23 protein-coding genes are annotated in these 25,424 nt (G+C 60.0%); 14 read left to right on the top strand and 9 right to left on the bottom strand.

The genetic code is table 11. The features are described from left to right. Nucleotides 1–38: 38 nt before the first annotated feature. The 7 genes from ATHL_RS15125 to ATHL_RS15155 all read left to right on the top strand — a co-directional run bounded on the left by ATHL_RS15125 (nt 39) and on the right by ATHL_RS15155 (nt 8,364). Nucleotides 39–1,037: a shikimate dehydrogenase family protein gene (locus ATHL_RS15125; protein ID WP_062195590.1), complete on the top strand. Its 999-nt coding sequence runs from the start codon at nt 39–41 to the stop codon at nt 1,035–1,037. A 15-nt stretch (nt 1,038–1,052) separates the two neighbouring features. Then, the gene (locus ATHL_RS15130; protein WP_062195591.1) at nt 1,053–2,588 is read left to right on the top strand and encodes a xylulokinase; all 1,536 of its coding nucleotides are present in this window, start codon (nt 1,053–1,055) and stop codon (nt 2,586–2,588) included. A gap of 66 nt (nt 2,589–2,654) precedes the next feature. Further along, nucleotides 2,655–3,413 carry a GntR family transcriptional regulator gene (locus ATHL_RS15135; protein ID WP_062195593.1) on the top strand — a complete coding sequence of 253 codons (759 nt, stop codon included), beginning with the start codon at nt 2,655–2,657 and terminating at the stop codon, nt 3,411–3,413. Nucleotides 3,414–3,650: 237 nt separating this feature from the next. Further along, nucleotides 3,651–4,442, top strand: a complete 792-nt coding sequence (locus ATHL_RS15140) for a Yip1 family protein (RefSeq protein WP_062195595.1) — start codon at nt 3,651–3,653, stop codon at nt 4,440–4,442. A gap of 10 nt (nt 4,443–4,452) precedes the next feature. Continuing rightward, entirely contained in the window at nt 4,453–5,175 is a 723-nt protein-coding gene (locus ATHL_RS15145; RefSeq protein ID WP_062195597.1) for an ABC transporter ATP-binding protein, read from the top strand. 18 nt (nt 5,176–5,193) lie between these two features. Beyond that, a complete protein-coding gene (locus ATHL_RS15150) occupies nt 5,194–7,032 on the top strand; it encodes a COG1361 S-layer family protein (RefSeq protein ID WP_062195598.1) in 1,839 nt (612 codons plus the stop codon). Nucleotides 7,033–7,041: 9 nt separating this feature from the next. Continuing rightward, nucleotides 7,042–8,364: an ABC transporter permease gene (locus ATHL_RS15155; RefSeq protein ID WP_062195600.1), complete on the top strand. Its 1,323-nt coding sequence runs from the start codon at nt 7,042–7,044 to the stop codon at nt 8,362–8,364. A gap of 81 nt (nt 8,365–8,445) precedes the next feature. Here ATHL_RS15155 and ATHL_RS15160 read toward each other — a convergent pair whose 3' ends face one another. The 3 genes from ATHL_RS15160 to ATHL_RS15170 are packed head-to-tail and all read right to left on the bottom strand — an operon-like array spanning nt 8,446 to nt 10,302. Beyond that, nucleotides 8,446–8,997, bottom strand: a complete 552-nt coding sequence (locus ATHL_RS15160) for a phosphoribosyltransferase family protein (protein WP_062195602.1) — start codon at nt 8,995–8,997, stop codon at nt 8,446–8,448. Between the two features lie 48 nt (nt 8,998–9,045). After that, complete coding sequence (locus tag ATHL_RS15165) at nt 9,046–9,294, bottom strand: GIY-YIG nuclease family protein (RefSeq protein ID WP_062195603.1); 249 nt, start codon at nt 9,292–9,294, stop codon at nt 9,046–9,048. Nucleotides 9,295–9,297: 3 nt separating this feature from the next. Continuing rightward, nucleotides 9,298–10,302: a prephenate dehydrogenase gene (locus ATHL_RS15170; protein ID WP_062195605.1), complete on the bottom strand. Its 1,005-nt coding sequence runs from the start codon at nt 10,300–10,302 to the stop codon at nt 9,298–9,300. A gap of 189 nt (nt 10,303–10,491) precedes the next feature. Here ATHL_RS15170 and ATHL_RS15175 point away from each other — a divergent pair, with 189 nt between their 5' ends. From ATHL_RS15175 to ATHL_RS15200, 6 genes are all read left to right on the top strand, one after another. Further along, nucleotides 10,492–11,118, top strand: coding sequence for an NfeD family protein (locus ATHL_RS15175; RefSeq protein ID WP_062195607.1), 627 nt, complete (start codon nt 10,492–10,494; stop codon nt 11,116–11,118). Nucleotides 11,119–11,120: 2 nt separating this feature from the next. Beyond that, entirely contained in the window at nt 11,121–12,035 is a 915-nt protein-coding gene (locus tag ATHL_RS15180; RefSeq protein ID WP_062195608.1) for an SPFH domain-containing protein, read from the top strand. A gap of 18 nt (nt 12,036–12,053) precedes the next feature. Continuing rightward, a complete protein-coding gene (locus ATHL_RS15185) occupies nt 12,054–12,518 on the top strand; it encodes a GNAT family N-acetyltransferase (protein ID WP_062195609.1) in 465 nt (154 codons plus the stop codon). 143 nt (nt 12,519–12,661) lie between these two features. Continuing rightward, nucleotides 12,662–12,889, top strand: a complete 228-nt coding sequence (locus ATHL_RS15190; RefSeq protein ID WP_062195610.1) for an SWIM zinc finger family protein — start codon at nt 12,662–12,664, stop codon at nt 12,887–12,889. 224 nt (nt 12,890–13,113) lie between these two features. Next, nucleotides 13,114–15,450: a putative bifunctional diguanylate cyclase/phosphodiesterase gene (locus ATHL_RS15195; RefSeq protein ID WP_062195611.1), complete on the top strand. Its 2,337-nt coding sequence runs from the start codon at nt 13,114–13,116 to the stop codon at nt 15,448–15,450. A gap of 146 nt (nt 15,451–15,596) precedes the next feature. After that, nucleotides 15,597–18,422 (top strand): FAD-binding and (Fe-S)-binding domain-containing protein, encoded by a 2,826-nt coding sequence (locus ATHL_RS15200; RefSeq protein WP_062195612.1) that lies wholly within the window; start codon nt 15,597–15,599, stop codon nt 18,420–18,422. A gap of 3 nt (nt 18,423–18,425) precedes the next feature. Here ATHL_RS15200 and ATHL_RS15205 read toward each other — a convergent pair whose 3' ends face one another. Next, nucleotides 18,426–18,749: an MGMT family protein gene (locus ATHL_RS15205; RefSeq protein WP_062195614.1), complete on the bottom strand. Its 324-nt coding sequence runs from the start codon at nt 18,747–18,749 to the stop codon at nt 18,426–18,428. A 154-nt stretch (nt 18,750–18,903) separates the two neighbouring features. On the opposite strand from ATHL_RS15205, the gene mscL reads away from it, so the two are divergent. Next, on the top strand, nt 18,904–19,350 hold the full coding sequence (gene mscL, locus ATHL_RS15210; protein ID WP_062195616.1) for a large conductance mechanosensitive channel protein MscL: 447 nt from the start codon (nt 18,904–18,906) through the stop codon (nt 19,348–19,350). A gap of 19 nt (nt 19,351–19,369) precedes the next feature. Here the strand turns inward: mscL and ATHL_RS15215 are convergent, their stop codons facing one another. From ATHL_RS15215 to ATHL_RS15235, 5 genes are all read right to left on the bottom strand, one after another. Continuing rightward, on the bottom strand, nt 19,370–21,217 hold the full coding sequence (locus tag ATHL_RS15215; protein WP_062195618.1) for a histidine kinase N-terminal 7TM domain-containing diguanylate cyclase: 1,848 nt from the start codon (nt 21,215–21,217) through the stop codon (nt 19,370–19,372). 136 nt (nt 21,218–21,353) lie between these two features. Then, nucleotides 21,354–21,929, bottom strand: a complete 576-nt coding sequence (locus ATHL_RS15220; protein WP_062195619.1) for a ribonuclease HI family protein — start codon at nt 21,927–21,929, stop codon at nt 21,354–21,356. Between the two features lie 228 nt (nt 21,930–22,157). Beyond that, a complete protein-coding gene (locus ATHL_RS15225; RefSeq protein WP_062195621.1) occupies nt 22,158–22,862 on the bottom strand; it encodes a cyclase family protein in 705 nt (234 codons plus the stop codon). 16 nt (nt 22,863–22,878) lie between these two features. After that, nucleotides 22,879–24,489, bottom strand: coding sequence for an L-lactate permease (locus tag ATHL_RS15230; protein WP_062195622.1), 1,611 nt, complete (start codon nt 24,487–24,489; stop codon nt 22,879–22,881). Between the two features lie 8 nt (nt 24,490–24,497). Beyond that, a complete protein-coding gene (locus tag ATHL_RS15235; protein ID WP_062195624.1) occupies nt 24,498–25,415 on the bottom strand; it encodes a radical SAM protein in 918 nt (305 codons plus the stop codon). Between the last annotated feature and the right edge of the window lie 9 nt (nt 25,416–25,424).

Genomic DNA, 25,424 nt, shown 5'->3' on the forward strand with positions numbered 1-25,424 from the left:
GCGTCAAGACGTATTCCTGCGACAGGAAGGATCATCCGATGAGCTCTCAACCCTATCCCATCGTAACCAAAACCCAACCCACGTTTTACTTCGTCGGAGTCACCACCACCCGTTCGGCCATCATGCGGGTTTTCCCCCGCTGGATGGAAGCGCTGGGCCGGCCCGAGGTGGTCATCGAGGGCATCGACCACCCCATTCACGACGCTCCAGAAGCCTATCGCCGCACCGTGGCTCAGATCAAATATGACCCGCTTTCTCTGGGAGGGCTGGTGACCACCCATAAGATTGATCTGCTCGAAGCCGCGCGCGATATGTTCGACGTGCTTCACCGCTCAGCTCAACTCACGGGCGAGGTTTCCAGCATTTCCAAGCGCGATGGCCTGCTGGAGGGCTGCGCGAAAGATCCGCTGACCTCAGGCATGAGCATGGACGCCTTTCTCGGCCCGGGGTACTTCGGGCGCACCGGCGGGCATGTGCTTTGCTTCGGCGCGGGAGGATCGGGCAAGGCCATGGCTTTGCATCTGATCGGTAAAGCCGACCCCGCCGATCGGCCACGGCGCTTCATCGTGGTCAATCGTTCTCCTGAACGGCTGCTGGCGATGAAAAAAATGGTCGAACAGATGGATACCGACATCACCTTTGAGTACATTCATAACGCCGACCCGCGCGTTAACGATCAAATTATGGAAAGGCTCCCCGAGGGCAGCCTGGTGATCAACGCCACCGGCATGGGCAAAGACACCCCCGGCTCGCCCATCACCGATGCCGGGCGCTTCCCCATGCACGGCATCGCCTGGGAGATTAACTACCGCGGCGAACTGGATTTCTGGCACCAGGCCATGGCGCAGAAAGAATCGCGCGGTTTGCGCGTCGAAGACGGCTGGCTGTACTTCTTACACGGGTGGACACAGGTCATCGCCGAGGTACTGCACATCTCCATTACGGAGCATTTCAACCGGCTGGCCGAAATTGCCGAAGAACTGCGCCCGCCGCTGGTGTACGTGCCCCGCGCCGAGAGGTCAACCCGCACAGAATAATCAGGGAGGTTCAGGGTGAAGCAAGCCTATCTGATCGGAGTAGACCTGGGTACCAGCAGCACGAAAGCCGCACTTTACACCACCGAAGGCAGGCTGGTCGCCGAAGTCACGCTGGAAGTTCCACTTTACTACCCCCGCCCCGGAGTGGTGGAACAGGAAAACGATGACTTTTACACCACCGCCGCTCAGACGGTGAAGGCCTGCCTGCAACAGAGCGGCATTGACCCGCACCAGGTGGCGGCTATCGCCTTCGACAGTCAGATGGCCGGTATCGGGGCTGTGGATGAAGACTACCGCCCGGCCATTCGCTTCGATTCCTGGCTTGACATGCGTTGCCAGCCTTACATTGATTACCTGAACGCCCACCATGCTGAGCAGATCACCCGCCTGACCGGCTGCCCTCCCACCTGTGATCACGGCCCCAAAATCCTCTGGTGGAAAGAAGAACAGCCCGAAGCCTACCGCCGGATCGTCAAATTCCTCACCCCCTCGGCTTACGTGGCCGGAAAAATGGCCGGCCTCCGCGGTGAAGAGGCCTTCATGGACGTAACCTTCCTGCATTTCACCGGCTTCAGCGATGCTCAACGGGGGGTCTGGTCGGCTGAGCTTTGCAGCTTGCTGGGTGTTGACCAGAACAAGCTTCCGCGTATTGTTGAACCCTGGCAGGTAATCGGCGAGGTGAAGGAACAGGCCGCGCAAGACTTCGGGCTGGTCGCAGGCACGCCCATTGCCGCCGGGTGCGGAGACACCGCCGCCAATGCACTGGGTGCGGGAATCACCCGGGCGGGCATGCTCTTCGATGTGGCTGGCACGGCGGCGGTGCTGGCCGGTTGCACCGATCGCTTCGTGGCCGATACTGCTCACCGCGCCCTGCTGACCATGCGCTCGGTGATCCCCGGGCTGTGGCACCCGCTGGCCTATATTGCCGGGGGCGGCCTAGCCCTCCGCTGGTACCGCGATCAGTTCTACAACACCGGGCGCGGCCAGCCGCTTCCGGCTGAAAATGACCTCTACGCCGCGATGATCGCCGAGGCGCTCAAGGCTCCCCCCGGTTGCGACGGCCTGTTCTTTTCACCGCATCTGGGCGGGCGCATTTGCCCCGCCGCGCCAGAAATGCGCGGCGCCTGGCTGGGCTTTTCCTGGGGGCATACCCAGGCGCACTTCATCCGCGCCATACTGGAAAGCGTGGCCTACGAATATGCCTATTACCTCTCCATCCTGCGCGAACTTGTCCCCGGCCTGCAATGGCAGGAAGCCCGCGTGGCTGGCGGCGGGGCGCGCAGCGGGCACTGGAATCAGATCAAAGCCGATGTGCTGGGCGTCCCATACCGGGCCTTACAGGGGAGCGAATTTGGCGCATGGGGCAGTGCGTTGATTGCCGGGAAAGCCGCGGGGCTGTTCACCGACCTGGCCGCAATGGCCGAAAAGCACGCCCGGCTTATCGAACCGGCCTGCCTGCCCGACCCGGAACGCCATTCTCTCTACATCCCGCTGGTGGAGCGGTACATCCACTGGCAGGAACGGCTGGATAGGGGATTTCGTACCTCTTAAGGGGTTGTTTTTTTTGACAGCTCCCCTATAATTTGTAATAACAAGCATACAACCCGGAAGGCCTCCATGCCCCGAACGATTGACTTCAACAGCTACGTTCCTTACTATATCCAGCTCATCGATATTCTCAAGGAAAAAATAAGCTCCGGTGAGTGGCGGCCGGGCGATCAAATCCCCAGCGAGCCCGAACTCTGCGAACTGTATGGCGTCAGCCGCACGGTGGTGCGCCAGGCTTTACAGCAAATGGAATACGACCAGCTCATCCAGCGCAAAAAAGGGAAAGGCACCTTCATTGCCGAGCCCAAGATTAATGAGAGCCTGATTCAAAAACTGACCGGTTTTTATCAGGACATGCGCGATCGGGGTCACAACATCACCACCAACGTCCTGCGCAATGAGATCATCCCCGCCCCGCCTAAAGTCGCCCGGTTTTTGAACATCAATGCGGAGGATAAAGTTCTGTGCATCGAGCGCCTGCGCTTTGTGGATGACGAGCCCATCGTGCTGGTGACCACCTACCTGCCCGATGCTCTCTGCCATGAGGTGGTTCGTTTCGACCTCAGCAAACGCTCGCTCTACGACATTCTGGAAAACGAGCTGGGTTTTGAACTCTCTCACGGGCGGCGCACCATCGAGGCCGTACGCGCCAACAAGCGCGAAGCCCTGCTCCTTCAGGTCAACGAGAACGACCCCATGATTCTGCTCGACAGCGTCACTTACCTGAAGAACGGCACTCCCATCGAGTATTACCATGCCATCCACCGCGGTGACCGCTCGCGCTTTGAGGTGGAACTTTACCGCGTGCGGCCCGATCAGCTTCCCTGATTGCTTCCCTTCCTTTTTAACCATCCTCCCCGCGTGCTTTCCGGCCAGCGCAACCTCTGAAAGCACGCGGCCTTTTGTTATTAAACTCCCCCATTCTCTTCAAATTCCAAACCGTGTACAATTCCAGTAACCTTTGGTTCTTTCTGGATTAAGCCTGCATTTTAGGGAACCAAAAGACAAGAGTGTACGTCTTCTTCTTGATGCATTTCAAACCCGAGTTTTTTTGAGGTCAATATCATGGCAAATATCGAAGAAATAGAAGAGATTCAGCAACCAAAGAAACCCCTGCGGTTTGACTGGGTTCTGCCGGTGCTCTTTCGTCCGGCCAGAGCCCTGCGCGAAGTAGTGCAGTCCGAATCTTCCACCTGGCTGACCCCCCTGCTGATCCTCAGCCTGCTGGCCATCATCTCGGCGCTGGTTGCAGGCCCCATCCGCACCCAGATTGCGCTGAGCAAACCGCCTGAGCTCCCGGCAGACTTCCAGTACTGGAGCCCTGATGCCCAGCAAAAGTACATGGAAGCCAACCAGCCCAACACCAGCCCGCTGTTCATGGTGGTGTTCCCGGCGCTGGGTGCACTGGCGTGGGTGTGGATCGGCTGGTTCCTGCTGGCGGCCATTCTGCACATGATTCTCACCCTCAGCGGCAGCCGGGGGTCACGCTCAGCCGATTTCAGCCTGGCGGGTTGGAGTATGCTGCCTTATGCCATCCGCACGCTGGTACAGATCGTGGCCATGCTCGTCACCCACCAAATGGTCACCCGCCCGGGGCTTTCGGGATTCCTCCCGGCCGACGCCACCGGCGGGCTGGCTTACCTGGGGGCATTCCTCGGGCTGATCGATGTGTACCTGATCTGGCAAATCGTGCTTTTGATCATCGGGGCAAGCGCTGGCTCTGGCCTGCAGCGCGCACGGGTGAGCGGGGCCGTGCTGGCCACCCTGCTCATCTTTTTAGCCCTCGAAGCCTTGCCCGGGTTTATCGGCGCCCAGCTCAGCACCCTCACTGTCAACCGTCCCTTCTTCCTGTTCTAGAGACACCTCAATGGCGGAACCTTCAGCCTTCATTGTTACACGTAATTTGCGAAAGACCTTCGTCATGGGGCGCACCCGCGTACATGCGCTGGCAGGGATAGACCTGGACATCCCCGAAGGAACCTTCACCGTAATCATGGGGCCTTCCGGTTCGGGCAAAAGCACCCTGCTGTATCTCATCGGCGGGCTTGACCGCCCCACCAGCGGCACCCTGCTGGTCAACGGGCAGGACTTGAACATGCTGGATGAAAATGCCCTGGCAGTCTACCGGCGCAACACCGTGGGGTTTGTCTTCCAGCAATTCAACCTCATCACCAGCATGACCGCCCTTGAAAATGCCGCCTTTCCCATGCGCTTTGCCGGTATTCCCGGCAAAGAACGCGCCCAGCGCGCCCGAAAGCTGCTCGAACTGGTGGGGCTTGAAACCCACCTGCGCCACCGCCCGGTAGAAATGTCTGGTGGGCAGCAACAACGGGTAGCCATCGCCCGCGCACTGATCAACAACCCCCGCCTGATCCTGGCCGACGAGCCCACCGGCAACCTGGACACCACGACCGGCTTCGGCATTATGCAATTGCTCAGCAACCTGCACCGGGATGGACGCACGGTGGTGGTGGTCACCCACGATCCGCGCATGTTGCGTTTTGCCACCCACGTGCTCTACCTGCTGGATGGCAGACTGGTGAGCCGTGAAGAATACGAAGCCAGCATTCAAACTGAACCAACGGGGTAACCCATGGAGGAATCGTTTATGTCGAAATCATCTCTGCTCCGCATCCTGACCATTTTCACCCTGCTGATCGGGGTGCTTGCCCTGGCCTGGCCGGGCGCCACCGTGCAGGCCGTCGAGCCGCAACAGACCGCCACTCTGGAGGTCTCTGTAGACCAGACGGCAAAATCGGGACTGCCCGGCAGCTCGGTGCTTTTCAATTTTTCGGTGAAAAATAACAGCGCCGTGGATGTGAATGTGACGATCTCGGCCACCCCCAGCGGGCTGGGGAACGTCTCTGCGCCGGGCAGCGTTTTCATCCCCGCAGGCGGCACTCAACCGGTGCCGGTAGCAGTTAACCTTTCCGTTTCGGCTCTGCCGGGCAGTTCAGAGGGAATCACCGTGACCTTCACCCCCGCCGATCCAACCATCCCGGCGGTTTCCAAACTCGTTTCCGTCTCTGTCAGCGCTCCACCCACCGCACAGCCCACCATTCCCCCCGGCGCAGCACGGCCACTGGTGGTGGTGAGCGGCTATTATCTGGATAAAGACACCATCGCCGTAGGCGATTCCTTCAAGCTCTTTGTGGAACTGCGCAACAACGGCTCCCTCAACGCCAGCAACCTGATCCTCTCCTTCGTCAACGAAAGCTTCCTCCCGCAGGATACCGGCGGCGTGGTGGCTCTGGGCAGCCTGGATGTGGGCAGCAAGCGCGAGGTCTCTCAGCGCTTCCTGGTAAGCTCTGCCCTGGCCGGCCAGGGGGTGGGCATTGTACCCGTTAAGCTCACGTACACCGATGCCAACGGCACCGCCTACAACGAAGCCTTTTCCATCACCCTCCAGTTGCGCGTCTACTCCGGGGCGGCCGCGCCGACCCCCACCCCCACCCCGGCCCAGATCTTCCGCCCCCAGCTGGTCATCGCCTCGTATCAAACCGATGTTGACCCCCTGCAACCGGGCACCCAGTTCAACCTCGACCTGGAAGTTGGCAACCTGGGCAACGCAGATGCCCGCTCAGTGACCATGGTGCTGGGGGGTGGCGTCACTCCAGATGCAAGCGGCACCCCCCAGCCGGGAGGTGTCTCAGGGGGCAGCGGCGACCTGACGAACTTTGCCCCGGTAGGTTCTTCGAACCTGGTCTACCTGGGCGATCTGCCAGCCAGTGCAACCGTAAAAACCAGCACCCGGCTCATCGTCAACGTCTCAGCCAACCCGGGGGCTTACACACTCAAAATTTCCTTTGTCTACACCGACCCCAAAGGCAACCGCCTGGTGGATGATCAGGTCATCACCCTGCTCATCTACCAGCTCCCATCCGTCGAAGTCAACTTTTACCGCGATCCCGGCCCCATCTATGCCGGGCAAATGGCCACCCTGCCCCTGCAGGTGGTTAACCTGGGGCGAAAGCAGGCCGTGCTCGGCAACATGACCGTCACCGCCGCCGGGGCTGAGGTGCAGAACAACACCACCCTGGTGGGGCCGCTCGATCCGGGCGGGTTCTTCACCCTCGATGCCATGCTCATCCCGCCCCAGCCGGGCTCTCTGGAACTGAACGTGGCCATCAACTATACCGACGACTTCAACCAGGCCCGCCAGATCAACCAGACCATCACTCTTAACGTATTGGAGGGTGCCCCCGTGGGCCCGGAAGGCCCCGGCATGAACGGCACCCCCGGCCCTTCCATGCCAGACGTCACCCCGGTAGTCGAAGAGACCTTCTGGCAGAAGGTGCTGCGCTTCCTGAAGGGGCTCATCGGGCTGGACAGCGCCCCGCCTCAGCCTGAGACTTTCCCCGGCGGGATGGAGGGCACCCCCGTCGAAGGACCGGTTAACGCCCCGGTGGAACAGCCCGTGATCATCCCCCCTCAAAAGGGGCCGTGAGAGGCAACCATGCGTTTGTTTGATCTCCTTGCCTTGATTTTTTACAACCTCAGCCGCCGCAAGGGACGGGTGGCGCTCACCGCCATCGGCGTGGTGATCGGCACTGCGGCAGTGGTGCTGCTGGTGGCTCTGGCCACCGGCCTGCAACGCAACGCCACCCGCAACTTCGCCGGAATCACCGACCTGACCATGGTGCAGGTTTACCCCAAATATGGCGGCGAGGGAAATATCATGATGGCTAAGCCCGGGGGCGGCGCAGAACAGCCTTCTCAGACCAAACTGCTCACCACGCAGGCCATCCAAGAGCTGGCCGGGCTGGAGGGCGTGCAGATGGTTATCCCCCGCGACTCGCTTCGCTGGCCCGGGCGGGTGAAGGTGGGCAAACTGGAAGCCTATCCCTACGTATTTGCGGTGGATACCGAGGATCTATCGGTCATGGGGTATGAATTGCTCGATGGCACACTCAAGCTCGAACGCGGCACAGCGCTGATTGGCGAATCCGTGGCGAAAAGCTTCAACGACCCCAACTGGCGCCCCGGGCAGCCCCAGCCCGAACAGCCCCAGCTCCTCGGCCAGCAGGTGCGCTTCATCCTCACCCGCTGGACTCAGGAAGGCACCACGGTAGAAAAGACCATCCCCCTGCGCATTGTGGGCATCCTCAAACAAAAGATGGGCGAAACCGATTACGCCATGGTGGTGCGCATGGATGACCTGACCGCCTGGAACGAATGGGGCAACGGCAAGCGCATCAACCGCAATAAAGAAGGATACGAAATGGTGATGGTCAAAGCCAAAGACTCTCGCGACGTCACCAAACTGGCCGATACCATCAACAATCTGGGGTATCAGGCTTCCACGCCCATGGAATTTGTGCAGGGCATCAACAACTTTTACACCATCATCCAGATTGTTTTCGGCGGCATCGGGGCCATCGCCCTCCTTGTGGCAGCCATTGGCATCGCCAACACGATGACCATGGCCATCCTCGAGCGCACCCGCGAAATCGGGCTGATGAAAGCCATCGGCGCCACCAATCGCAACGTGATGACCATTTTTCTGGGAGAGGCCGCTGGCATCGGCCTGATCGGCGGGCTGGGCGGAGTGCTCCTGGCCTGGGGGCTGGCGCAGGTGGTAAACGTGCTGGCCGCGGGCTACCTGGCCAGCCAGGCGGCCATGATGGGCGGACAGGAAGCCGGACAGGCGGCCTATATTGCCCCCTGGTTGCCGCTTTTCGCCCTGGCGTTTTCAACCCTGGTGGGGCTGGTTTCCGGGTTGTACCCGGCCCTGCGCGCCGCCACCATGGTGCCGGTGCTCGCCCTGAAATACGAATAAACCCTAATTTTGCAAAACGCCGCGGCAACCCCGGGCCGTCCATATAACTGGCTCAGGGTTGCCGTTCATTTCAGGGACGATTCAATCGGTGAAGACGGGCAGGTGGCCGAGCGAGATGATCGAGGCCCATTTGGCGCGTTCACCCTCGGTGAGGATGGCCGCCTCGGCCACCACCTGAGCACCGGCTTTTTGCAGTAACATGCGCATTCCCTGCAGGGTCGAACCCGTACTGATCACATCATCCACAATAACTACCCGCTTACCGGCAATCAGCTGGCGGTCTTTCTCATCCAGGTAGAGGGTCTGCGGCTGGCCGGTGGTGATCGAAAGCGTTTCGGCGCGCAGAGCATCGCCCATGTAGGGTTTGTACGATTTACGTAAAATCACATAGGGCTTGTGAGTCTCGTACGACAGGCCGTGCGCCAGCGGGATACTTTTGGCTTCAGCGGTCACCAGAATATCATAATCTACCGACGCCAGTTTCTCGGCCAGCGCCTTTGAGCAGGCCGTGACCAGTTCGGTATCGCCGAGGATATTCAAAATGGCGATGCGCAGGCCGGGCTTGATCTCGAACAGGGGCAGTTCGCGATGCACTCCGGCAATATCGATGGGATACGTTTCTCGTTGGGTCATTGTCAACCTCTTAAAAAGGGAATTACCCTCCACCCGCCCTGAGCAAGGTCACCTCTGGCTTTCGGCCAGCGCCTTTTTCTGGGCATGGGTAAGGTTTTTCAACTGGCGCTCACGCCGCATGGCCGCGGCGCGGTCAAATTGCTCTTCCACATAAACCAGGCGCACCGGACGGCGCTGACGGGTATACCGCGCACCCCGCCCGTCGTTATGCTGAGCTTCGCGGCGCCGGGGGTCGGTAGTCCAGCCGGTGTAATATGTGCCGTCGGCACACTCCAGGATGTAGCAAAAGCAGGTCATCGTCTATCGATCCCTGTTGCGCTTTTCCTGCTCACCCTTCGGACGGATGCCAAACAGGCGCCCGAGCGTCTCGCCGAACGAAGGCAGAGAGGCTGGCTGGGGGCCTTCTTCCCATTTACCTGAGGTGCGCTGGCGGAACCAGGCGGCATGGAGCTGACGGGCACGTTCCAGCCGCTCGTGAAAGGTAGCCTCGTTGCCGCTGGCCAGGGCTTCGCGTATTTCGTAAAGCTCACCGATCAGATTGTCCAGCGCGCGAAGGGTGTTCTCACGGTTTTGCAGGGCCTCTTCCCCGGGCCTTTTTCCGCCGCCGGGGTAAGCCGCCAGGTCGGCAATGCGCGCATACCGGGCATTGGCGATCTTTCGCCCGTCATTCCAGCCGGGCATACCGGCGGTGACGTTGACCAGTGCCGCCGCAATGAGGCCGGGCAGCACATGGCTGGCCGAAAGCAAACCATCCACCTCATACGGGTCGGAAAAAACCGGCGTACTGCCGATCAGTCGGGCCAGGTTTTCAGCCAGTTGCACTGCCGATTCGTCCACCCCCGGCGCGCTGGTGATCATGATGATGTTGTCCTTGAACAGGTCTGCATGCGCCGAGCTCGGGCCCCGGTCCAGTTCTCCCAGATAACGGGCATTCGCCGCCGGAGTAAAGGTCAGGAAGTAGCACTCAGGAGAAGTAAGCAGCTCCTGCGCCCAGCGGGTGGACTGCACCGTGGCGGAAGAAGTATCCAGCACCACCACCCCCGGCTTGAGATGAGGTGCAATGGCCTGGAGGGTGGAACGCACCTCATCCACTGGCAGTGCCAGAATGACCACATCTGCTCCGCCAACCGCATCGGGCAGGGAGGGGGCAATCCGATCTACCACATTGAGCTTCTGTGCCTGTTTGAGGACTTCCGCTTCCCGGTCGTTGCCCACGCGCGTAATTTGATCTCTGGCCGCGGCCAGCGCCAGGCCGATGGAAGAACCCACCTGGCCCAGCCCCAGAATACTGATCTGAACGGTCATCTTGCTTCTCCTTCCAGTGAACTGCAACGCACCTTTAAATGTTACCACCAAGCCCGCCGGATACCAATATACGCAGACGTTTCTTCAGGCAGGGGTTCTTCCTGCCACCCGGCGGATTCCCGAAAATTGATACAACGTTGAGATGAAACCGGGTATCCCTCATGTATAATGAATAAGGGATGGTGACTTATGATCAACAACATTCTGTTGGATCCGAACGTCGGTTTTGTGCTCCTGGTGGGAGGGTTTGTCTTCGCCATTCTGGCTCTTTTTTCGCCAGGGACGGGCATCCTTGAAGTGGGAGCACTGTTTGCGCTGCTGCTGGCCGGTTACACCCTCGTCACCCTGCCAGTAAACGGCTGGGCCATTGTCGTGATGATCGTCGCCGTATTCCCGCTGGTATTTGCCGTACGTGGGCCGCGCGGCGGCGGCCAAGGAAGGTCGACCCTCTTTCTGATAGCCGGGATCGTCCTGCTCATCCTGGGATCAATCTTCGTCTTCCGCACCGAGCAGGGTGGCCCGGCGGTTAATCCCATCCTGGCAGTGATCATCTCAGGAGGTTCAGGGCTGTTGCTATGGTTCATGGCCCGCAAGAGCCTGGAAGCCGCCCTGGCCACCCCACGGCACAACCTCGACCGGTTGATCGGTATGACCGGCACGGCTCGCACTGACCTTCGCCCGGAGGGCACCGTATATGTGGGGGGAGAAGAATGGACTGCTGTCAGCAGTAGTTATATCCCCAGCGGGGCTACCATCCGCGTGATCGCCCGCCAGGGGTTGGTTCTCACCGTTGAACAAGTTAAACCGGAGGAATAACCATGGAACCTGTTTCATCTTCTTTAACGCTCCTGTGTATTGTCGGAGCTATCATCCTGGTCGTGTTGATCTTCCTGGTCAATGCGATTAAGGTCGTGCCGGAATATCAGCGACTGGTGGTGTTCCGCCTCGGGCGGTGCATCGGCGACCGCGGCCCCGGCCTGGTGCTGTTAATCCCGATCATTGACCGCGCCGTGCGGGTAGACCTGCGCGAGCAGGTGCGGGAAATCCCACAGCAAACCTCGATCACCAAGGACAACGCTCCCATCTCCATCGACTTCATCTGGTACTACAAGGTGCTCTCACCGACCGATTCGGTACTGCAGGTAGGGAACTTTGAACTGGCCGCCCAGGGTATGGCCACCACCACCCTCCGCTCGGTCATCGGCGGCATATTACTCGATGATGTGCTCTCAGAGCGCGAAACGATTAACTCCATCCTGCGCACCCGCCTGGACGAGGTCACCGGGCGCTGGGGGGTGAAGGTCACCAATGTGGAAATTCGCGAGATCATCCCGCCGCGCGAAGTGCAGGAAGCCATGAACCGGCAGATGTCTGCCGAGCGCATTCGCCGTGCGGTCGTCACCGAGTCTACCGGTACCCGCGAGGCGGCCATTAACGTGGCCGATGGTGAACGCCAGAGCGCCATCCTGCGCGCCGAAGGCGAGAAACAATCCGCCATCCTGCGCGCCGAAGGTGAAAAGCAGGCCCAGTTGCTGCGCGCCGAAGGGTTCGCCGCGGCGCTGGAGCGCATCTTTGCCGTAGCGCAAACCATCGACCAGAAGACGCTCACCCTGCAGTATTTTGAAACGCTCAAAGCCATGGCGGCCAGCCCATCGACCAAGTACATCTTCCCGATGGAGTTCACCAGCCTGATGAGCAATTTCCTGCAGGGACAGGCCAGAAAAGAGGAGTAAAACGCACTGATCGCTGAAGTGCAAAGCGGGTTTATTCTCACGGGCGCCGGTCTGGGTGATCTGAACGCGCTGCGCCGGTTGGAGCAGGAATGCTTCGGCGGGGACGCATGGCCGCTCTGGGACCTGATCGGCGTCCTGATTCTGCCCGGCTTGGTGCGGCTGAAAGCCGTCATCGGGTCAGAAATGATCGGATTTGTCGGCGGCGACCCCCATCCCGCCGAGGGGGTGGGCTGGGTGGCCACGCTGGGGGTACTGCCTGCCTACCGCCGGCGCGGGGTTGCCAGCGCCCTGTTGCAGGCCTGTGAAAAAGCCATGGGCATGCCCACCATACGCCTGAGTGTACGCCGCTCCAACCTGGCCGCCCTTCAGCTTTACCACAACCATGGTTACCATCTCGTCGATGTGTGGAACGCCTATTACTTCGACGGTGAAGATGCCCTGGTGCTGGAAAAGAAAATGCAATTTCCGCCAAAATCAGGTTGACTTTCATCAGAAGTGGTTATATACTCGATTCAAGATGCGAAAGGGTAAGATCAGTCTGAAGATTGAACAAAAGCACGCGGGTTTTCGCGTGCTTTTTGCTACCCGGCTTCTTCCCTTCAATTTTAGAAAAGGAGTTGTGCCCAATGGACTATGGCATGATTGGCAAAATTGAGAAGGCCAAGCGCTATGCGCAGGAAAAGGACCGCATCCATTTTAACCAGTTGACCGTCACCTTTGAAGGCGAAAACAATGCCCACACGGTTCATTACCAGACCGGCGAATGGAATTGCGATTGCGAATTCTTCCAGAGCCGGGGACGCTGCAGTCATACCATGGCGCTTGAAATGATCCTGGAAGGGATGCTTTCTTGAACTTAAAATAGACGAAGCCAATCCAGACCGGATCGCAGGAAAGCGATCCGGTCTTTTTTATCTCCCCGGGGAAAAACTGGCGCGATTCCTGCAACGATTCTCATGCAGCCCCGCCGTGCCGGGCAGGCTTCAGGCGGTGCACCTTCCCTGCGCCATGCCGGGCTGTCTGCGACCCAGCAGGCAGAGGCAGGTACGCCTATTTCACCGCTTCACTGGATGGTTTCATGCACAGAAGGCCGTCTTCCATTCGAAGAAGAATCACCACCCTCATCCTGATCGCTTCCCTGATCCTGACGGCTGTGAGCGCCCTGGCTTCTGTCCTCGTCCTGCTCAGCGAGTTTTCCCGGCTGGAAGAAAACCTGCTCCGCGACGATCTGCAATCGGTGGTCGCCCTTGTTCAATCTCAGAGCGAGCTTCTGTTACAGGCGACCCGCCTGGCCGCCCTCTCCGAAGGGGCAGGCGCAGCCCCACCCGGCCTGCCCGAATCATGGCTGGATACCCTCAGGATCGAGGTGCTGGCCTCGGTAGACTCATCCGGCAGGGTAGAACGCATCCGGTCATCGGGCGGCGGGCCTGCATCCCCCGCCTGGGTGGCCTTTCTTGAAGCCAACCCGCTCACGCCTGAGCAGGCCCGAAGCGGGCAAACCGGCCTGGTGATGCTGGATGGGCAGGTCTGGCTGGCGGCCACACAGCCCTCTGCAGAAGGCGCACTGATCGCGGCGCGCCGCCTGGATGAAGGCTTCTTTCAGCAGATTGCAAACCGGGTTCAGGGGGGTATTCGCCTTTACGGCTTCGATGACCCGCAACTGCCTGCCGATTTCGCCGCCGCGCGTGAAAACTTCCTCCAATCGGGGCAGGCGGCGCTTCAGACCCTCCCGGATCATTCCCTGGCAGCTTTTCACGTCTTCCCTGGCCTTAACGGGCAACCGGCGCTGATCCTGCAGCTGGTAAAACCCCGCAATGGCTTTCAGCAGGGGCGATGGAACATGGCCTTCTTTGCCCTGGCCACCCTGGCCGCCGGAGGATTGCTCGCTCTGATCCTTTCTCAGCAAATCGATCGACAGGTGACTTCACGCCTGGAAGAGCTTTACACCGGGATTCAACGCATCCGGGAAGCACGGGACTTTTCTCTGCGCCTGCATCTCTCCGGCGACGATGAACTGGCTCACCTGGCCGGTGGGATCAACGAAGCCATTCAGGCGCTGGAAACCTCCACGCTGGCTCTGCATGAAAACCAGGAGAGGCTTTCGTACGAGGCCACCCACGACGCGCTCACGGGCTTCCCTAACCGGCTGTTCTTCACCCAGCGGCTCAACCAGGCCCTCGCTCTGCTGGAAATGGGGCGCACCCCTCAGGTGGCCCTCTTGTTCATTGATGTGGATGCTTTCAAGTTAATCAACGAAAGTTACGATCACCCCTTTGGCGACCGTGTTCTGGTGCTTTTTGCCGAGCGGCTCAAGGGCTGTCTGCGCGCCGATGATGTCCTTGCCCGTCTGGGAGGAGACGAGTTCGCCGTGCTTCTGGAGAATGTCCACGAGCCCGAGGAAGCCGAACGCGTAGCCCGGCGCATCCTTGAAGAAACCCGCCGCTCCTTTGAACTGGAGGGGCATTCGTTGTTCCTCACCTGCAGTATCGGCATTGCCACCGCCTCACGGTTAATGCGCGGAGAAGAACTCCTGCGCAATGCCGACATGGCCATGTACTCGGCCAAAGAGCGCGGTAAAGCCTGCTACGCCCTGTTCGATGAGACCATGCATCATCAGGCCATTCACCGCCTGAACCTGGAAAACGACCTGCGCCGTGCCATCGAACGAGAAGAGTTCGTGGTCTATTACCAGCCCATCGTCTCCATGTTCGACGGGAGAGTCACCGCCCTCGAAGCCCTGATGCGCTGGCAACACCCGGAACGCGGCCTGCTCCTCCCGGAGTCTTTCCTCAACGTGGCCAAAGAAACCGGGCTGATCAATGCGCTCAATTTCATCCTTTTCCGGCAATCCTTCAGACAACTGCGGCAGTGGCGAGATCAGGGGTTCAAAGACATCCGCCTGGCGTTGAACATTTCGGCCCGGGTGCTGCCTGAGACCTCTTTCTGGGCACTGTTTGAGAGCGAACTGGAAGCCGCCGGGGTGCCGCCCACGGCCATCCAGATCGAAGTGGTGGAAAGTGAAATGGCCGCCAGCATCGACAACACCCTTCACGCCCTCGAAAGATTACAGCAAATGGGGGTGACCATTTCGGTCGATGATTTTGGCACGGGGTATTCCTCGCTGGCCTACCTCAAACGCCTGCCCATTCACAGCCTGAAAATCGACCGCACTTTTATAAAGGATGTGATCAACGACCGGGATGACGCGGCCATCGTCTCAGCAATGATCGTCATGGCCCATGTGCTTGATCTCGACGTGGTGGCCGAGGGGGTTGAAACCGAAAGCCAGTTCCGCTTCCTCCTCGATCAATCCTGCGAAAAGGCGCAGGGATTCCTGCTGGCCCACCCTCAACCTCCAGAGACGGTCACGCAACTCTTGCATTCAGGTAAAGCCCTGCTTCCCGACCAGGATTAATTCACCCGATTCGATATATACTATGCTTACCCGCAGACCGGGTGAGCCTCTCTTCAGCCCCACCGTTCACGCCACCCGGGCGGGTGAGCAATTTACCCCAAAAACAGCGTACCCCTGCAGGTTGAAACCATGCCCCCGGGAGGAGTATGAACCTCGACGCCGATTTACGTACCTTCCTGTCACCCAGGCAAATCCTCACCCGGCCCATTGATCGGGTGGCTTTTGCCAGCGACGCCAGTTTTTATCGCCTGATTCCGCAGGCAGTGGTCCAACCCCGCACCCTCGCTGAAGTCCGCGCACTTTTTGACTACAGCCGCAAGGTGCGCATCCCCCTGTGCTTTCGCGCCGCCGGTACAAGCCTGGCCGGACAGGCCATCACCGATGGCCTGCTGGTTGACATTTCTCGCTACTGGCGCAAGATCGAGGTGGAAGAAGGCGGGCTGAAGATTCGCCTTGGCCCGGGGGTGGTGGGAAGTGACGCCAACCTGGCCCTCAAGCCCTATGCCCGGCGCATCGGCCCCGACCCGGCATCCATCGACGCCGCCATGCTGGGCGGGATGGTGGCCAACAACGCCAGCGGCATGTGCTGTGGAGTGGTCGAAAACTCTTACCACACCTTGGCTTCTTTAACCTTTATGCTTCCCAGCGGTGTGACCATCGATACCGCCGCGCCCGATGCCCGCCAGCAGTTTGAAGAACAGGCGCCAGAGGTGGTGCGCGGCCTGCTTGAACTGCGTGATGAGATTCTGGCCAATCCTGACCTGGTGGAGCGCATCCGCGCTAAATATCGCCAGAAGAACACCACGGGATATTCTCTCAACGCCTTCCTGGATTTCGACTCGCCAGAACAGATCTTCGCCCACCTGCTGGTAGGGTCGGAGGGCACCCTGGGGTTCATCGCCGAGGTGGTACTGCACACCCTGCCAGCCTACCCCCTGAAGTATACCGCCCTGTTGCTTTTTGAAACCGTACGCGATGCGGCCGCGGCGGTCTTCCCTCTGCGCGATTCGGGCGCGCGGGCCATTGAGATCATGGACCGCGCCGCCTTACGCTCGGTGGAAAACGAGCCGGGTATCGCTGAGCTGCTCCAAGACCTGCCAGAAAACGCCGCTGGCTTACTGGTAGAATATCAAACCGAAACCCCGGCCAGCCTGGATTCTTTCAAAGAGGCGGCGGCAAAGGTTTGCGCCTCGCTCCGCCTGCTCAGACCGGCCAGCTTCACCACTGACCCGGCCCAGCAGGCAGTGCTCTGGAACATCCGCAAGGGGCTTTTCCCATCCATCGGCGGGATGCGCCGCCAGGGCACTACGGTGCTCATCGAGGATGTGGCCTTCAGGGTAGAACAACTGGCCGATGCCATTCTCGACCTGCAGGCGCTTTTCCAGGAACACCACTACCCCGAAGCCATCATCTTCGGCCATGCCAAAGATGGCAACCTGCATTTCGTGCTGACGCCTTCCTTCAACGATGAAGCATCGGTAGAACAATACGCGCGCTTCATGGACGCCCTCGTGAATCTGGTGGTGAATAAGTACGACGGTGCGCTCAAAGCCGAGCACGGCACTGGCCGCAACATGGCTCCCTTTGTGGAAGCCGAGTGGGGGCGCACCGCCTGGGAAATCATGGCGCGCCTTAAAAAACTGGTTGACCCCGAGAACCTGCTCAACCCCGGTGTGGTGATCAACCCTGACCCGCACTGTCATCTCGATCACCTTAAACCCTGGCCCATCGTGGAAGCTGAGGTGGATAAATGCATCGAGTGCGGCTTCTGCGAGCCCAAATGCCCCAGCCGCGACCTCACCCTCACCCCACGCCAGCGCATCGTGGTGCGCCGGGAGATCACCCGCCTGATGCAGTCCGACGGTGAGGCCGACCTGCTGGAGAGCCTGATTCGTGATTACCAGTACTCCGGGTTAGAAACCTGTGCCGTCGATGGCTACTGTGCACTCGCCTGCCCGGTGCACATCAACACGGGGTTGCTGGTCAAACGCCTGCGCGCCGAACACATCTCACCCCGCGGACACGCCGTTGCATCGGGCGTTTCCCGGCATTTCAAAGCAGTGGAGACCGGCCTGCGCCTGGGGGTGGGGCTTGGCCACGTCGGCGCCAGCATCATCGGGCACCGGGGAGTGGCGGCCATCACCCGCCTGGCCGAGAAAGTAGCCGGTACGGCCCTGCCCAAATGGAGCCCGGTGGTGCCGCGGCCCAACTTCAAACCGCTCCCCAGAGGGCAGCGGAAAGAAGCGGAGATCGTTTACTTCCCTTCCTGCATCGTACGGGCCATGGGAAGTTCACCCCGCAAAGGAGAGCCCACCCTGATCGAGGTCTTCACCACCCTCGCGGATCGCGCCGGTTTGAAGGTGTGGATTCCGGAAGACAGCCCCGGTAATTGCTGCGGAATGCCCTTCAGCTCCAAGGGGTACGTGCAGGCCTTCCGCGAGACCCTGCACCGCACCGTGGAACACTTCTGGGACTGGTCTGAAGAAGGGAGAAAGCCTGTGGTAATCGACTCCAGTTCCTGCGCTTATACCCTGCTCACCAGTCAGGATTACCTCGCCCCTGAAGACCGCTCCCGCTGGGAACGCATGACCCTGCTCGACCCGCTGGAATTTACCCGGCAGATGCTCCTGCCCCGCCTCACATTGAATCGCGTGCCCGGCGCAGTGGTACTGCACCCCAATTGCAGTGCCGTCAAGCTGGGATTGCAGGACGTAATGCTGAACATTGCCCGCGCCTGTGCCGAAGAAGTGGTGGTGCCGCAAAACCTCAAATGTTGTGGCTACGCCGGAGACCGCGGCCTGCTCTTCCCCGAACTCACCGCTTCAGCCTCAGCGCGCGAGGCCGCCGAAGTGCTCCAGCGAGAATACACCGGGTATTACTCCAGCAACCTCACCTGCGAGATGGGCATGGCTCAGGCCACCGGCCGACCCTACCAGTCGATTCTCTATCTGGTCGAAAAGGCCAGCCGCTGATGCTCAACCCGAAGGCCAGCCATATTTGGAGAGGTCAACGCAACCCTCAGCATCAAAAACCACCCCTTCCTCTTCCAGCAGCTGGCGCTGAATGGCACTGCCAAACCCGTATCCGTGCGGGCTGATCTTTCCTCTGGCGTTAATCACCCGTTGCCAGGGCACTTCCTGCCCTGCCGGGCGGTCGCGCAGGGCGGCCAGGGCAAAGCCCACCAACTGTGCCGAAATGCCCCCCACCAGGCGGGCGACCTGGCCGTAGGTGGTCACATGCCCGGGTGGAACCTGCCGCACCACCGCGTAGATCCGTTCATAAAGAGAGGTGTCGCTCATGGAAGGAGCTCCTGTCAGGCCTGCCGCCCCTGGTAGAAATCCTTTGCGAACCAGCCACAGCGGCCTGCAAATCATTCACTATTTTCATAAACGGAGGGTTCGTTTGTTGTACAATCATCACATACAGAAGAACCTCGCTCAAGGAGGGAAAAACATGCTTCAAGACTTCAAGGCCTTTATTGCACGCGGCAACGTGATCGACCTGGCAGTGGGTGTCATCATTGGCGGAGCGTTCGGGAAGATCATCAGCTCCCTGGTGAACGACCTGCTCATGCCGCCCATCGGGCTTCTGCTGGGCAAAGTTCAATTCACCAACCTGTTCATCGACCTTTCGGGCAAAGGCTACCCCTCTCTGGATGCCGCCCGCGCCGCCGGGGCGCCGGTACTGGCTTACGGCAACTTCATTCAAACCGTGGTCGATTTCCTCATTGTGGCATTCGTCATTTTCCTGGTGGTGCGCGCTTACAACCGCCTGGTAGGCCTTAAACCGGCTCCAGCCCCCGCCCCCACCACCAAAGAATGCCCCTACTGCTTCACCACCATTCCCATTCGGGCCACACGCTGTCCTAACTGCACTTCAGACCTCACCACAGCCAGTTAAAGGCCCCCTGCCGGGTTGTTCATTTTCCTGGCCAGGTTCCACCGTTGCGTTTTCGATACCGCGCCGCATACATGACGCTATCGGCGCGCTGGAACACCGTATCCAGCTCCACGGGATTTTCAGCGCTGGCATAACCGATGGAAAGCGAAAGCGCAGGCCCTGGCTGACGCATGTTGTACAGATTGACCAGTGAAAGGACACGGTTGATCACGTGCTCGGCGGCCTGTGCTTCGGCATGTTTGAGTAAAATACAGAACTCGTCGCCCCCGATCCGTGCCACCGTGTCGTCAGACCGGCACGCCCGCCGCAGAATATCCGCGGTCTGGCGGAGAATTTCATCTCCCACCGGATGACCATGCTGGTCGTTGATCGCTTTGAGGCCATCTACATCGGTGATGATGAGGGTGACGGGGAAGTTCCGCCCCAGTCGAAGGCGGCGTAATTCATTTTCAAAGAAAGTGCGGTTATTCACCCCGGTAAGAATGTCGTGGGTGCTGAGGTGGAGAAGCTCCTGTTCGCGCCGCGTCTGCTCGGTGTAGTCGGTGAAGGTCCAAATGCGGTAAACCGCGTCGCTTTGGGGCAGGACTGTGGTAAATGAGCGGCACTCCAGCCAGCGACCGTTGGCCATTTCGAGCATTTCAAGCGTCTCACCAGTAGATTGCTGGATGGTCTGGTCGAGAAAACGATGAAAACGCGCGGGGTCTTTCATCACCTGAGCCATCTGGTTGCGCCAGCCGAGCAGGCCCGTATCGAAGGCCCGTTCGGGCAGGTTGAACGTGCGCAGGAGATTGGCCGTGCGCAGAATGACCCGCCCGTTCGCGTCAGAGACCATCAACCCATTATGGTGGGTTTCGAGCGCCGATTCGAGCAGAGCGCGATCACGGCGCAGATCGGCATTTTCTTTAACAAAGCGGGTGTTGTCTTCCAGGGTGATCAGGCGGATGACCTGCCCATTTTTCCATGGTTCTTCGCTGAGGTGCAGGTGGCAGAAGCGCGGGGGAGTAAACTCGTTCAACGCCAGATCCAGATCGAGCGAGATCCCGCGGCGCGATTCGAGCAGAATGCGCCCGATCTCCCGGCTGTAATCGAAAACCAGGCGCCCGATCAGCCCCTGGCGGGCCATCCCCGCCCACAGGGCAGCGCTTTCGTTAATATCCACGATCCGCCCGCTCGAATCGATCGCCAGCACAGCGAAAGACAGCCGGTTGATCAGGCTATCTTCCGGCCCGAACACATTCCCCGGTTTGGGGAGTGGACTGGTGCCCGCCAGCATGGCAAAGAAAACCAGATTCAGGCTGAGGAGAAGGGGAGCGGCTTCAAGAATTTGCTGAAAATCTCTCACAAAGATCACCGCTAAAAGCGGCAGTACGGCGATGGGGAAGAGCCAGGTGCGCCGGGCAGGACGGTGCACCCAGACGTAGCGCACCAGCCCGTAAAGGGCGAAGAGAAGCAGGGGAAGGGCAAATCCCATCACGAACCCCAGCGAAGCCGGGGGCGCCAGGGATGAGACGCCCATGGCCGAAGAGGGGCCCTCGCCCCACGAAAGCGCCGTACCAAGCACCGGAACGCTCAAAATGCCGCCCCATTGCCAGCGCGGCAGACAGTGCAACTGACGGTTAAGGTCAAAAATACCCACCACCCCCAGCACGGGCAACGTTCCAAGCGTCACCAGTTTCAGGGCCCACCACAGCGCTTCAGGCGTCAACGCCGGAAGCCCTCCCTCCCAGGCTTCGAGCAAACACCAGAAAACCCCAAAACCGGCGATCCATGGGTACAGTCGGTAGCCGGGTAATCCTTTTCGAGACCAGACCAGGCGCAGCGACCACAGTACAAGAAACGCCGAGAGTACAAAGAGTACCGGGCTCAAGGATAACCCCTATCTACCCACCTTTTTCAGGCAGGTTGGCTGAAACGAGAGCGACTGAACTCCTTCGTCCCTCAAGGCGCGAACGAGCTTTAGATAAGTTTAATGGAAAAAGATTGGAAAATCAACACAATTTGGATTAAGAAATGAGCACTTCAGACATGCCGCCCGGCTGATAGATGCGCAAATCGAGCAGGGAGTGCAGGCGATGATGGTCCTTCAGCGCGCCCGAATCCACCCCGAGCACCTCCAGAGCGGCGCGGTAGCGGCCCGGGTTGGCGTAGATCTGCCGCATGGCCTTACGACTGAGCAGGTCAGCCCTGCGGTTCAACCGGCGCGGCGCCCACCGCCAGACCAGCCGTTGAAAGCGCCCCGCCAGGCGCATGGCGCGGCGATAGAGACGCCGGGTGCTGGCCGAATGCACCGCCACCACCCCCTGCATCTGATCGATCACCGAACGGGCATCGCCAATGATTTGAACGGTCTCACCTTCGCACCCCAGGTCTAAGAGAGCACTCAACCCTTCGATAAGAGCCAGATATTCGGCAATGTTCGAAGTGGCTTCTACCGCGCGCACGTAACCGCCGTGCCCGCGGGCAATCATCACTCCATCGCGCTCGATGAGCCAACCATAACACATCACTCCCGCCTGAGACCCCCGGGGGTGGGGTTCGGTCAGGGCCTGGTAGAGTCCGTCAAAGCACAGGGTGAGCATACCTCTCCTTCTGGGTCAACCATATTGACGTTAAAAGAAGCCGGTCGGCGCTGAAGTCGACGCCGACCGGACCGTTTGCGTTGGATGATCAAAGGGCTGGGTTGAGGGAAGTTGTATAGACCAGGCTGCATGGTTGATTCTATTATCTACCAAATTTCGCAGGGGTCAACTAACAAATGATTAACAACCGCTTAAAATCTCCTTCAGAATGGCCCCGGGCGGGGTTCTTCAGGGTAGAAAAGCCAGAATGGTCACCGGCGCTCCGGAGCCGCCCTCTATCCTCAACAGGCCGATGACCAGCGTAGCCCCCGAAGCAGGCAGGCGATCCACCCGGCACAGGTTTTCCAGGGCAAGAGCGTTGCGTTCCAGCAAATAACGATTAACGCTGAAGGCCTCATCCAGGCCAGGCTCCAGGCCGGGGCCATCACTGGCCAGCCCGGCGGCCCCGCACTCTTCGATTAAATATCGGGCCGACTCCAGAGAAAACCCCGGGAAGTGCAACCGTCCTTCCGAATCACCATTCCAGTAACGGATGGGCGCATCCCAGCGATCTTCCCATCCGGTGAAGAGGATGACCAGAGAACCGGAAGGTACACGGCCATGTTCTCTTTCCCACGCGTGCACCTCCTCCAGGGGCAGGGCAAAATCGGCATTCACCGCACAGGCGGCATGGACATCAATCACCACGGCAGGCAGCACCAGCCGTTCCGGGGGAAGCTGATCGACCGCCAGTCCCTGAGGCAGAAAGTGCGCCGGGGCATTCAGGTGGGTGCCGCTGTGCTCTCCCAGGTTCAGGCGGCGTAGAAAATACCCCTCCCGCTCCAGCCGTGCATGGTCTGAAATCTGAATGGGAGGGTCGCCCGGCCAGACGGGCACCCCCGCATGAAGCGAATGATGCAATTCAATGAAGGATGTAAAGGAAAGCGTGGGCACAGGTTGACCTTTTCGATCACAGAAAACGCGCCATGGCCATCACCACCAGCCCCACCAGTCCGGCCAACGCCAGGCTGTGGAAAAACACGTAGCGCAGGATTTGCCCCTCTCTGCCGCGCAGGTTGACGGCCGTCCCGGCGACCACCACACTTTGGGCATTGATCATTTTACCCATCACCCCACCCGAACTGTTGGCCGCGGCCATCAACACCGGTTGAATGCCCAGCTGTTCGGCTGTGATGCGCTGCAAACTTCCGAAGAGCACATTGGACGATGTGTCAGAGCCGGTGATGAACACCCCCAGCCAGCCAAGCAGGGTGCCAAAAAAAGGGTACAGCGGGCCGCTTCGCGCAAAAGCCAGCCCCATGCTTCCATCCATGCCCGAATAACGGATTACAAAACCGGTAGCCATCATGGTACAGATTGTCAGCAACGAAAGGCCTACCTGCCGGAAGGTGGCAGCATAACGCGTCAGCAACTCGCGCGGGCGATACCCCATCCAAACCCCGGCCACCACTGCCGCAAGGAGAATGGCCGTACCAGACGCAGAAAGCCAGGCCAGGTCGAAAACCGCCCCCTCTGGCCGCGCCGCGGCAACCACCGGCGGCATACGCATCACCATGCCATCCAGCCCCGGAACATGCACGCGCACCAGAGAAAAACGATCCAGAAAGGCCTTTACCCCCGGCAACCCCCAGACGAACATCCACAGGCTGAGCAACAGCCACGGCGCCCACGCCCTCAGTACCAGCGGCCGGGGATGCGCCGGAGAAGCCGAGCCCGCCCCTGCCTCTCCGGGCAGGTGCCACACCTCGGCCGGGCGCCACAGACGCAAAAAGAGCACCAGCGCCGCCATCGAAGCCAGCGCCGAAAGAATATTCACCAGCCACGGCCCGTGCCACCAGGCCACCGCCAGCTGCACCGCGGCGAATGTTCCTCCGGCCACCAGCAGGGCCGGCCACACCCCGCGCACACCCTTCCAGCCAGCCAGGGCCCAGACCATCCAGAAGGGTATGAGCACGTCGAACAGACTCAACTGCAGAGCCACCGTGCGCGTCAGGGCGTGCAGATCAAGCCCGGTAACGCCCTGCAAAGCGATGAGGGGTGTTCCCAGCCCCGCATAGGGCACCGGGGCCGTGTTGGCAATGAGCGAGAGCCCGGCCGCCGGTAGAGCCGGAAAGCCCAGCCCGATGAGAATGGAAGCCGAAACGGCCACCGGCGTACCGAACCCGGCCGCGCCTTCAAGAAACGCCCCAAAGCAAAAAGCCACCAGCACCAGCTGCAATCGCCGGTCTCCGCTCAGCTGGCTGAGGCTGTCGCGCAGGATGCCAAACAGCCCTTTCTCTTCGGTGAGACGAAAGAGAAAGATCACGTTCAACACAATCCAGCCGATGGGCAAAAAACCGTAAGCCATGCCATACACCGCACTAGACGCGGCCATGAGGGGGGGCATGTTGAAAGCCAGAACAGCCACCAGCAGGGCGGCTCCCAGGCCTGCCAGCGCCGCCAGGTGCGCCCGCATCCGCAGCCAGCCCAGGCAAACCAGCAGAAGCCCTGCCGGTAAAAACGCCACCAGGGTGGAGAGCCACGGAGCATGAAGGGGATCGTAAACCTGTTGCCAGGGCATAGCACGGATCAGGAAGGAGAGGTGATACCGTCCAGGCGAGTCAGCCCGGCGCTTCGAGCCGCCTGCAGGGCGGCCTCATACTCTTGCGGCGTGATCCGCCGGTTCAATTGCACAAAAGCCGCCGCCCGGTAAGCCGGGTGATACTGAGCCATCACATTCAGATAGGTATTCGGAGAAACTTCCTCTGCCAGGAAACGCGCAATCTGAGTCGTCCCCGCCAGACGGTTGGGCAACACCAGGTGCCGTACCAGCAGGCCGCGCACAGCCAGCCCTTCCTGATCCAGCACCAGATCCCCCACCTGACGGTGCATTTCCTTCACCGCGGCCCGATTGACGACGGGGTAATCTCTGGCACCGGAAAAGAGATGGGCTGCTTTCGCATCGGCATATTTCATGTCTGGCATGTAGATATCGATCACCCCATCCAGCAGTGCCAGAGCCTCGAGCGAATCGTAGCCACCAGAGTTATACACCAGCGGCAGGCGTAAACCGGCCTGCGCCGCCAGGAGCACACCGGCCAGAATTTGCGGCACCACATGGCTGGGCGACACCAGATTCACATTGTGGCATCCCATGGCCTGAATTTCCAGAAAAATGGAAGCCAGCGCTTCCGGTTCCACTTCGGGGCCGGCATCGGCCTGGCTGATTTCATAATTCTGACAAAACACGCAACGCAAATTACACCGGCTGAAAAATACCGTCCCCGATCCGCGCCACCCGCTCAGGGGGCGTTCCTCGCCATGGTGGGGGCCATAACTGGCTACCCGGGCTTTCTCTCCACAACGGCAAACCCCCAGTTCTCCCTTAAGGCGGTTGGCCCGGCAACGCCGCGGGCACAATGTACACGAAGCCAGCGCCGCAAAGGCCTGTTCAACCCGGTGTGCCAGTTCGCCGCTTGAGAGTAGAGAAAGATAAGCCGGGGGCATACCTCCATT

The sequence above is a fragment of the Anaerolinea thermolimosa genome, from assembly GCF_001050195.2.
In the GTDB taxonomy this organism is placed as follows: Bacteria; Chloroflexota; Anaerolineae; order Anaerolineales; family Anaerolineaceae; genus Anaerolinea; species Anaerolinea thermolimosa.

What these genes read in the sequence shown, in the direction of transcription:
- ATHL_RS15125 (WP_062195590.1), top strand. Translation starts at nt 39, where the DNA reads ATGAGCTCTCAACCCTATCCCATCGTAACCAAAACCCAACCCACGTTT.
- ATHL_RS15135 (WP_062195593.1), top strand. Translation starts at nt 2,655, where the DNA reads ATGCCCCGAACGATTGACTTCAACAGCTACGTTCCTTACTATATCCAG.
- ATHL_RS15140 (WP_062195595.1), top strand. Translation starts at nt 3,651, where the DNA reads ATGGCAAATATCGAAGAAATAGAAGAGATTCAGCAACCAAAGAAACCC.
- ATHL_RS15145 (WP_062195597.1), top strand. Translation starts at nt 4,453, where the DNA reads ATGGCGGAACCTTCAGCCTTCATTGTTACACGTAATTTGCGAAAGACC.
- ATHL_RS15150 (WP_062195598.1), top strand. Translation starts at nt 5,194, where the DNA reads ATGTCGAAATCATCTCTGCTCCGCATCCTGACCATTTTCACCCTGCTG.
- ATHL_RS15155 (WP_062195600.1), top strand. Translation starts at nt 7,042, where the DNA reads ATGCGTTTGTTTGATCTCCTTGCCTTGATTTTTTACAACCTCAGCCGC.
- ATHL_RS15160 (WP_062195602.1), bottom strand. Translation starts at nt 8,997, where the DNA reads ATGACCCAACGAGAAACGTATCCCATCGATATTGCCGGAGTGCATCGC.
- ATHL_RS15165 (WP_062195603.1), bottom strand. Translation starts at nt 9,294, where the DNA reads ATGACCTGCTTTTGCTACATCCTGGAGTGTGCCGACGGCACATATTAC.
- ATHL_RS15170 (WP_062195605.1), bottom strand. Translation starts at nt 10,302, where the DNA reads ATGACCGTTCAGATCAGTATTCTGGGGCTGGGCCAGGTGGGTTCTTCC.
- ATHL_RS15175 (WP_062195607.1), top strand. Translation starts at nt 10,492, where the DNA reads ATGATCAACAACATTCTGTTGGATCCGAACGTCGGTTTTGTGCTCCTG.
- ATHL_RS15180 (WP_062195608.1), top strand. Translation starts at nt 11,121, where the DNA reads ATGGAACCTGTTTCATCTTCTTTAACGCTCCTGTGTATTGTCGGAGCT.
- ATHL_RS15190 (WP_062195610.1), top strand. Translation starts at nt 12,662, where the DNA reads ATGGACTATGGCATGATTGGCAAAATTGAGAAGGCCAAGCGCTATGCG.
- ATHL_RS15195 (WP_062195611.1), top strand. Translation starts at nt 13,114, where the DNA reads ATGCACAGAAGGCCGTCTTCCATTCGAAGAAGAATCACCACCCTCATC.
- ATHL_RS15200 (WP_062195612.1), top strand. Translation starts at nt 15,597, where the DNA reads ATGAACCTCGACGCCGATTTACGTACCTTCCTGTCACCCAGGCAAATC.
- ATHL_RS15205 (WP_062195614.1), bottom strand. Translation starts at nt 18,749, where the DNA reads ATGAGCGACACCTCTCTTTATGAACGGATCTACGCGGTGGTGCGGCAG.
- mscL (WP_062195616.1), top strand. Translation starts at nt 18,904, where the DNA reads ATGCTTCAAGACTTCAAGGCCTTTATTGCACGCGGCAACGTGATCGAC.
- ATHL_RS15220 (WP_062195619.1), bottom strand. Translation starts at nt 21,929, where the DNA reads ATGCTCACCCTGTGCTTTGACGGACTCTACCAGGCCCTGACCGAACCC.
- ATHL_RS15230 (WP_062195622.1), bottom strand. Translation starts at nt 24,489, where the DNA reads ATGCCCTGGCAACAGGTTTACGATCCCCTTCATGCTCCGTGGCTCTCC.
- ATHL_RS15235 (WP_062195624.1), bottom strand. Translation starts at nt 25,415, where the DNA reads ATGCCCCCGGCTTATCTTTCTCTACTCTCAAGCGGCGAACTGGCACAC.